The organism is Nostoc cf. edaphicum LEGE 07299 (assembly GCF_015207245.1).
Classification (GTDB): Bacteria; Cyanobacteriota; Cyanobacteriia; order Cyanobacteriales; family Nostocaceae; genus Nostoc; species Nostoc edaphicum_B.
Genome location: NZ_JADEXF010000265.1, coordinates 1 through 5,903, shown reverse-complemented (window position 1 = coordinate 5,903; position 5,903 = coordinate 1). Strand labels below are relative to the sequence as shown.

Below are 5,903 nucleotides of genomic sequence, written 5' to 3'. Positions count from 1 at the left end.
ATTTCATAATTGAATTTACGTCTAATCTCTAATAAAATTGGACTAATTATCATTTCACTACGAGCTTTTTCCGAACTTATTGCTACTGCTAAGTCAACATTCTCCTTAAGAATAGTAGATAATAAATCACTACATTCTTGCTCCTGTACATTTGCGAATAGTCCAGATGACTCGTGGACAACTAACCCAAAAGAATCAATAACTTCAATCAGTTTAAAATCACTATAAGCCATAAAACTTACACTTTTGTTTTATGACTGAATTCTATAACAAAGTTAAAAATTCAGCTTTGGCGGAAACACCCTAACTAGATCAAGAGATAAATCAGGCAAGCAGGAAAATTTTATTGCCTGATTTGACAAGATAATCCGCTTATTTAAATAACCAGATTTACCTTGAGTATGCTGATATGGCTCACTGTAAGCTTCCAAATATTTATCGAATAAATTGAATATCCAATAATCAGCAATACCTGCTTTAGCATAGAGAGGAATTTTCACATCTTGGTCATAGCCTAACGAAGAATCTGAAGCCTCCATCACTAATAACACATCAGCAGCTTGAGGATGACCAAAAAGATAATTATCATCTCGGTTTTGAAGAATAGCAAAATCCGGTTCAGGTTTGCTATTGGGTGGCAAAGCAATCGGAGCTTGAGATTGTAAAGTTGCTCTATCACCTACAAGTTTTGGAAGTTCTCGTAACAAGTTTCGCAAACAAGTTTCATGGGCTGTACCTTTGGATGCCATTTCAATAATTTCCCCATTAATTAATTCAATGTGGTCATCTTCATGGAAAAAGCCCAATTCTCCAAGCCTGTGGTATTCATCCAGTGTGAAGCGTTTAGCCTGAGCAATACTCATAACCTTACCTTTCTCTCATTGCCATAATCCCTATTCTAAATGTGTCAGAAATTGGTATGCTAAAGGCCGAGACTCGCTATAAAAGCAAACAATGCCTGCGCCTACTATCAACCCCACGATCACTGCCTTTCCCTTGACAGCCGTAGTCGGTCAAGAAGCAATTAAATTAGCCTTGCTGTTAGCAGCCGTTGATCCTGGTTTGGGAGGAGTAGCGATCGCAGGTCGTCGCGGTACGGCAAAATCTGTAATGGCTCGTGCTATCCATGCTCTACTACCGCCGATTGAAGTTGTCAAAGGTTCAATCAGCAATTGTGACCCCAATCACCCAGAAGAATGGGACGATCAACTTTTGGCGGAGTACGCAGACAAAGATATTCAAGATGTGCCCGTCGAAATTATCCCCGCGCCTTTTTTACAAATTCCTCTAGGTATTACAGAAGACCGACTACTTGGTTCAGTGGATGTGGAAAAGTCGGTAAAACAAGGTGATACCATTTTTCAGCCTGGTTTACTCGCTACAGCAAACCGGGGTGTACTGTACGTAGATGAAATTAATTTATTAGATGACCAAATATCAAATCAGCTTTTAACAGTATTATCTGAGGGACGCAATCAGATCGAACGGGAAGGGATTAGTTTTCAGCATCCGTGCAAATCCTTATTTATTGCCACCTACAATCCAGAAGAAGGCGGATTACGGGAGCATTTATTAGATAGAATTGCGATCGCACTCTCTGCTGACGGTGTACTCGGCTTAGATCAAAGAGTAGAAGCAGTAGAGCAAGCGATCGCTTATTCTAAATCTCCCCAAGACTTTCTCCAACAGTACAACGAAGACTTAGATTCCCTCAAAACCCAAATTATCTTGGCACGGGAATGGTTGAAAGAAGTCATCATCACCCACGAACAAATTGCCTACTTAGTAGATGAGGCAATTCGCGGTGGAGTTCAGGGACATCGCGCCGAGTTATTCGCCACGCGGGTTGCCAAAGCTGCTGCGGCTTTGGAGGGAAGGACAACAGTTAATGCCGAAGATTTGCGCCGTGCTGTAGAACTGGTAATTGTACCACGTGCCACTGTTGTGCAGACACCGCCACCAGAGCAAGCACCACCTCCGCCTCCACCACCGCAGCAGCAAAATCAAGAAGAACCCCAGGACGAATCAGAAGAGGAACAAGAAGAACAGGAAGAACAGGAAGAAAATCAAGAGCAAGAACCCCCCAGCATCCCAGAAGAGTTTATCTTTGATCCAGAAGGGGTAATTCTTGATGACAACGTGCTTTACTTTACTCAAATGGCGAAGCGGCAAGGTAAATCTGGTAGTCGCAGCGTCATATTTTCTGATGACAGGGGACGCTACATTAAGCCAATGTTACCCAAGGGAAAAGCGCGACGTATTGCAGTAGATGCCACCCTCAGAGCAGCGGCTCCTTATCAAAAAGCACGAAGAGAAAGACAACCAGATAGAAAAGTTATTGTCGAACAGCCTGATATTCGCTCAAAACGCCTGGTACGCAAAGCCGGGGCGTTGGTAGTATTTGTGGTAGATGCTTCTGGCTCAATGGCATTAAATCGAATGCAATCGGCTAAAGGTGCGGTGATGCAACTATTGACAGAAGCTTATCAAAACCGCGACCAAATAGCATTAATTCCCTTTCGGGGAGAACAGGCAGAGGTATTATTGCCTCCAACACGTTCTATTGCCTTAGCGCGTAACCGCTTGGAAAGGTTGCCCTGTGGTGGGGGTTCGCCCTTAGCGCATGGTTTGACTCAAGCTGTACGTGTCGGCTTAAATGCCCAGATGAGTGGAGATATTGGGCAAGTTGTCCTTGTAGCAATCACCGATGGGCGAGGTAATATTCCCTTAGCGCGTTCTTTGGGTGAACAGCTTGAACCAGGAGAAAAGCCAGATATCAAAGGAGAATTATTAGAAATTGCTGCCAGAATTCGTGCTTTGGGGATGCAACTATTAGTAATTGATACGGAAAGTAAATTTGTGTCTACTGGGTTTGCTAAAGAATTATCGCAAACAGCAGGCGGTAAATATTATCATTTGCCAAAAGCGACAGATCAAGCTATTGCTGCTATGACCAAAGGTGCGATCGCTGATTTAAAATCTCGATAATTGGTCATTTGTCATTGGTCATTAGTCATTAGTCATTGGATTTTTGACTCAGCACGACTAAGATCCAGTTGGCATTACCTGTGGTTGTAAATAGCAAATCAAATCTTGGATTCCCTTTTGCAGATACCGCGTTACTGTCATTGGACTAGTACCAATGTTTTTAGCAGCATCTTTGCGAGAAAGTTCCTTCAAAAATACCATTTCAACTGCCATCCGGGGCTTTTCTTCCAACATATTTATTGCGCCTTGGAGTTGTTGGCGTTCTTCTTCTTGTTGTAAAAGAACATGAGAACGAGGACAAGGAAGTGCTTCACCCAAGGTTATTTGGCAATCAACATAGTTAACTGCGGTTGCATCTAAACTTAAAGGCATCCGATTTTGAGCGGCTAACTTGGTTTCTTGCCATTCTTGCACAGATACCCGCAGGTGGCTGGCAATTTCAGCATCCTTGGGCTGGCGACCTAAAGACATTGCCAAGTCCTTGCGAATCTTTTGCCCTTCATTGTATAATTCTTGCCAACGACGGGGAATTTTTAATAGAGTACTGCGATCGCGCAAAAAGTGCAGCATCTCACCGCGAATGTATGGCACAGCAAAGGAACTAAAAGCATATCCTTGACTGGGATCGAAACGCTCAATAGCCCTAATCAAACCAAAATACCCAATTTGTTCTAAATCTTCATAAGGTTCATTACATTGATGGCTGAATTTATGAGCCATCTTCCGTACTAAGCCAGTATGTAACTGTACAAGTTTATTACGAAGTTTAATAGAAGGATTCTGGTGGTACAAGTGTAATAATTCTATACCATCAGTTCGTAAAGAGGACTCACTTGTTGCCATATATATTACCTTTGTTGTAACTCCTATTCCTGAGAAAATGGAGCTGCGTATATTTATCTTCTAAGCTGTCATTATTTTCCTTAGTCAAGCCAGAATAAGCCATCGTCGTTCCACTGAACTTGTTAGGGGTCGAACTCCACAATTCAGTATTTGTACGCATGATTTTGCGAACCTCTCTGTTACAGGTGCTTTTTGCGTTTTATATAACTGTTGAATGGTAAATAATCTTTAGCTTTTGCAACAAAAACTAGCTATTTATGCTGAACAGTGCATAACTGACCGAATAGCCATCTGTCATACTGAGAGCAACGTGAATCGGTACTGAATTAATCGCAAAAGAGACGGGCAATTTTATCTTTTAGTACGTACCGTCATTAATAAAGGTGGAAAATTCAAATTGAAAGTTGGGTAGAAGAACAAAAGTTAAGCTACAAAAAACAGAATTCTGACTCATTTTTATGGGGATTTGTACTTAGTTGGGTTTTGAGGTACATTTCTATTCAATATTGGTAAGATGGAAACTTTGGAAACTTAGTGGAAACATGGAAACAGGTGATTGACATGCCAGTTTGGTGGGTGTCACACTTCTGCTAAACAGGAAGGTGAACAATGAAAATCACCAAACACCGACAAAAAGTTCTCGATGCACTTCAACAATGGTTTAGTATCCATAAACAAGGGCCAACTCTAGAAGAGTTGTGTCAAGAACTCGGAATGCAACCACGTCAGAAAGCAACGGTTAAGCGCTGGTTGCAAACTATGCGTGGTATCGACGTTGAATGGGATGACCACAGCGCCCGCAGTCTTCGCCTCCTCACATCTGATTTGGAAAAACCCTCGTTACAGCTATCTGTTACCGACACTCTGCGGTATTTAGCTACTGGCGTAGTGCAGTGGGAAAAACTTGAACTAGAAAAGCGAAATCAAGTACCTGACGCCCTCCGCATTGGAATGTCCCGTATGTACTTAGCTTCTTTGCTGCGGAAAGAACAAGCCCCAGAGAACCTACCCCAATTTTTTGATTGGGCGGAAACATTAATTACTTCTTGGAAACCTACCCAAGAGATTAAATACCTTTCGCCAGATGTCAGCGTTATAGAAGACGGAGTAGTTTCCGATTTTGCTAGAGAATGGCAAGTTTCGGGTAATGATGTAATGGCGCAAGTACAAGAGTCAGTACTGAAAGATGTACTGGAATACTGTCGGGGAAATCAGCTAGAAGATGCTTATCGTGCTTTTCGACTACTGATTATCACGAAACCTACTCTTCATTACTCAGAATATCGGCAATGGCTAAGTTTACCCGAACTAAGACCACTGCGCGAGTTATTGTCAAGGTTAGAAATTTATGTCGATATGGATAAGTTGGCAGAAGGTAGCATCTATCATCTGTGTCCGCGCTGCAAGTATGTTCAACGTCAACGCCCCGATGGTACTTACACCTGTCGTAACCCTTGGTGTGAAAGACTTTGTGCAACCAGTAACCTTCAACCATTATTACCTATTCCTAAAGAAAAAGCAGAAGAATGGAAAGCCGTTACTCCTGGCGTGCATTTGTACGGTACGCTGCCAGGAATTTGGGAAATTCAACTTAAAGAAGAACTGACAAAATTGGGTGTGCGCGTCACTCTCTGGCCTTTTGTTGATGAATTCGACTTACTCGTAGAGTTCCCGCGCAAAGTTCGCTGGGCAATTGATCTTAAAGATTGGGCATCAGTAGATGAGGAACGTTTGCAAAAGGTGCAATATCGGCGTGATGCAACAGAAACCTTTGTAGTTTTTCCAGATGAACGTGAAGACTTTTTGCGAATAAAAGTTGTACGCGAACAACTAGAACCAAAACTTGAAGGTGTGCGCTTGCGCCTATTTAGCGAAATCATTACTCAGGCTCAAACAATTTTAGCCCTCTTTTGTCACTCTCGCCGGAGTATAATTAAGGGCGATCGCTAAAACTGAAGCCTTAGTATGGTTGAGCCGCGCCCACCCGTGCCCACAGTGAAATTTGTGGATGAGTACTGTCAGTTGTATCAAGATTCAACATTTCTGGTACTAATTCATTTACTTTTTGGTAA

4 protein-coding genes and 1 pseudogene are annotated in these 5,903 nt (G+C 42.3%); 2 read left to right on the top strand and 3 right to left on the bottom strand.

The window, feature by feature from the left end:
- Nucleotides 1-233, bottom strand: a pseudogene (locus IQ229_RS23875) (hypothetical protein); the annotation flags it as partial.
- Between the two features lie 42 nt (nucleotides 234-275).
- Nucleotides 276-863, bottom strand: a complete 588-nt coding sequence (locus IQ229_RS10025; protein ID WP_194043317.1) for a Uma2 family endonuclease — start codon at nucleotides 861-863, stop codon at nucleotides 276-278.
- 91 nt (nucleotides 864-954) lie between these two features.
- Here IQ229_RS10025 and bchD point away from each other — a divergent pair, with 91 nt between their 5' ends.
- Nucleotides 955-2,988 carry a magnesium chelatase ATPase subunit D gene (bchD, locus tag IQ229_RS10020; protein ID WP_194043315.1) on the top strand — a complete coding sequence of 678 codons (2,034 nt, stop codon included), beginning with the start codon at nucleotides 955-957 and terminating at the stop codon, nucleotides 2,986-2,988.
- Between the two features lie 57 nt (nucleotides 2,989-3,045).
- Here bchD and IQ229_RS10015 read toward each other — a convergent pair whose 3' ends face one another.
- Complete coding sequence (locus IQ229_RS10015; RefSeq protein ID WP_094329630.1) at nucleotides 3,046-3,831, bottom strand: RNA polymerase sigma factor SigF; 786 nt, start codon at nucleotides 3,829-3,831, stop codon at nucleotides 3,046-3,048.
- A 609-nt stretch (nucleotides 3,832-4,440) separates the two neighbouring features.
- On the opposite strand from IQ229_RS10015, the gene IQ229_RS10010 reads away from it, so the two are divergent.
- Nucleotides 4,441-5,781, top strand: a complete 1,341-nt coding sequence (locus IQ229_RS10010) for a restriction endonuclease-related protein (protein WP_194043313.1) — start codon at nucleotides 4,441-4,443, stop codon at nucleotides 5,779-5,781.
- Nucleotides 5,782-5,903 lie beyond the last annotated feature (122 nt).

Bases quoted from the DNA above. Each gene is read 5' to 3' on its own strand.
- bchD (WP_194043315.1), top strand. From the start codon at position 955: ATGCCTGCGCCTACTATCAACCCCACGATCACTGCCTTTCCCTTGACA.
- IQ229_RS10010 (WP_194043313.1), top strand. From the start codon at position 4,441: ATGAAAATCACCAAACACCGACAAAAAGTTCTCGATGCACTTCAACAA.
- IQ229_RS10025 (WP_194043317.1), bottom strand. From the start codon at position 863: ATGAGTATTGCTCAGGCTAAACGCTTCACACTGGATGAATACCACAGG.
- IQ229_RS10015 (WP_094329630.1), bottom strand. From the start codon at position 3,831: ATGGCAACAAGTGAGTCCTCTTTACGAACTGATGGTATAGAATTATTA.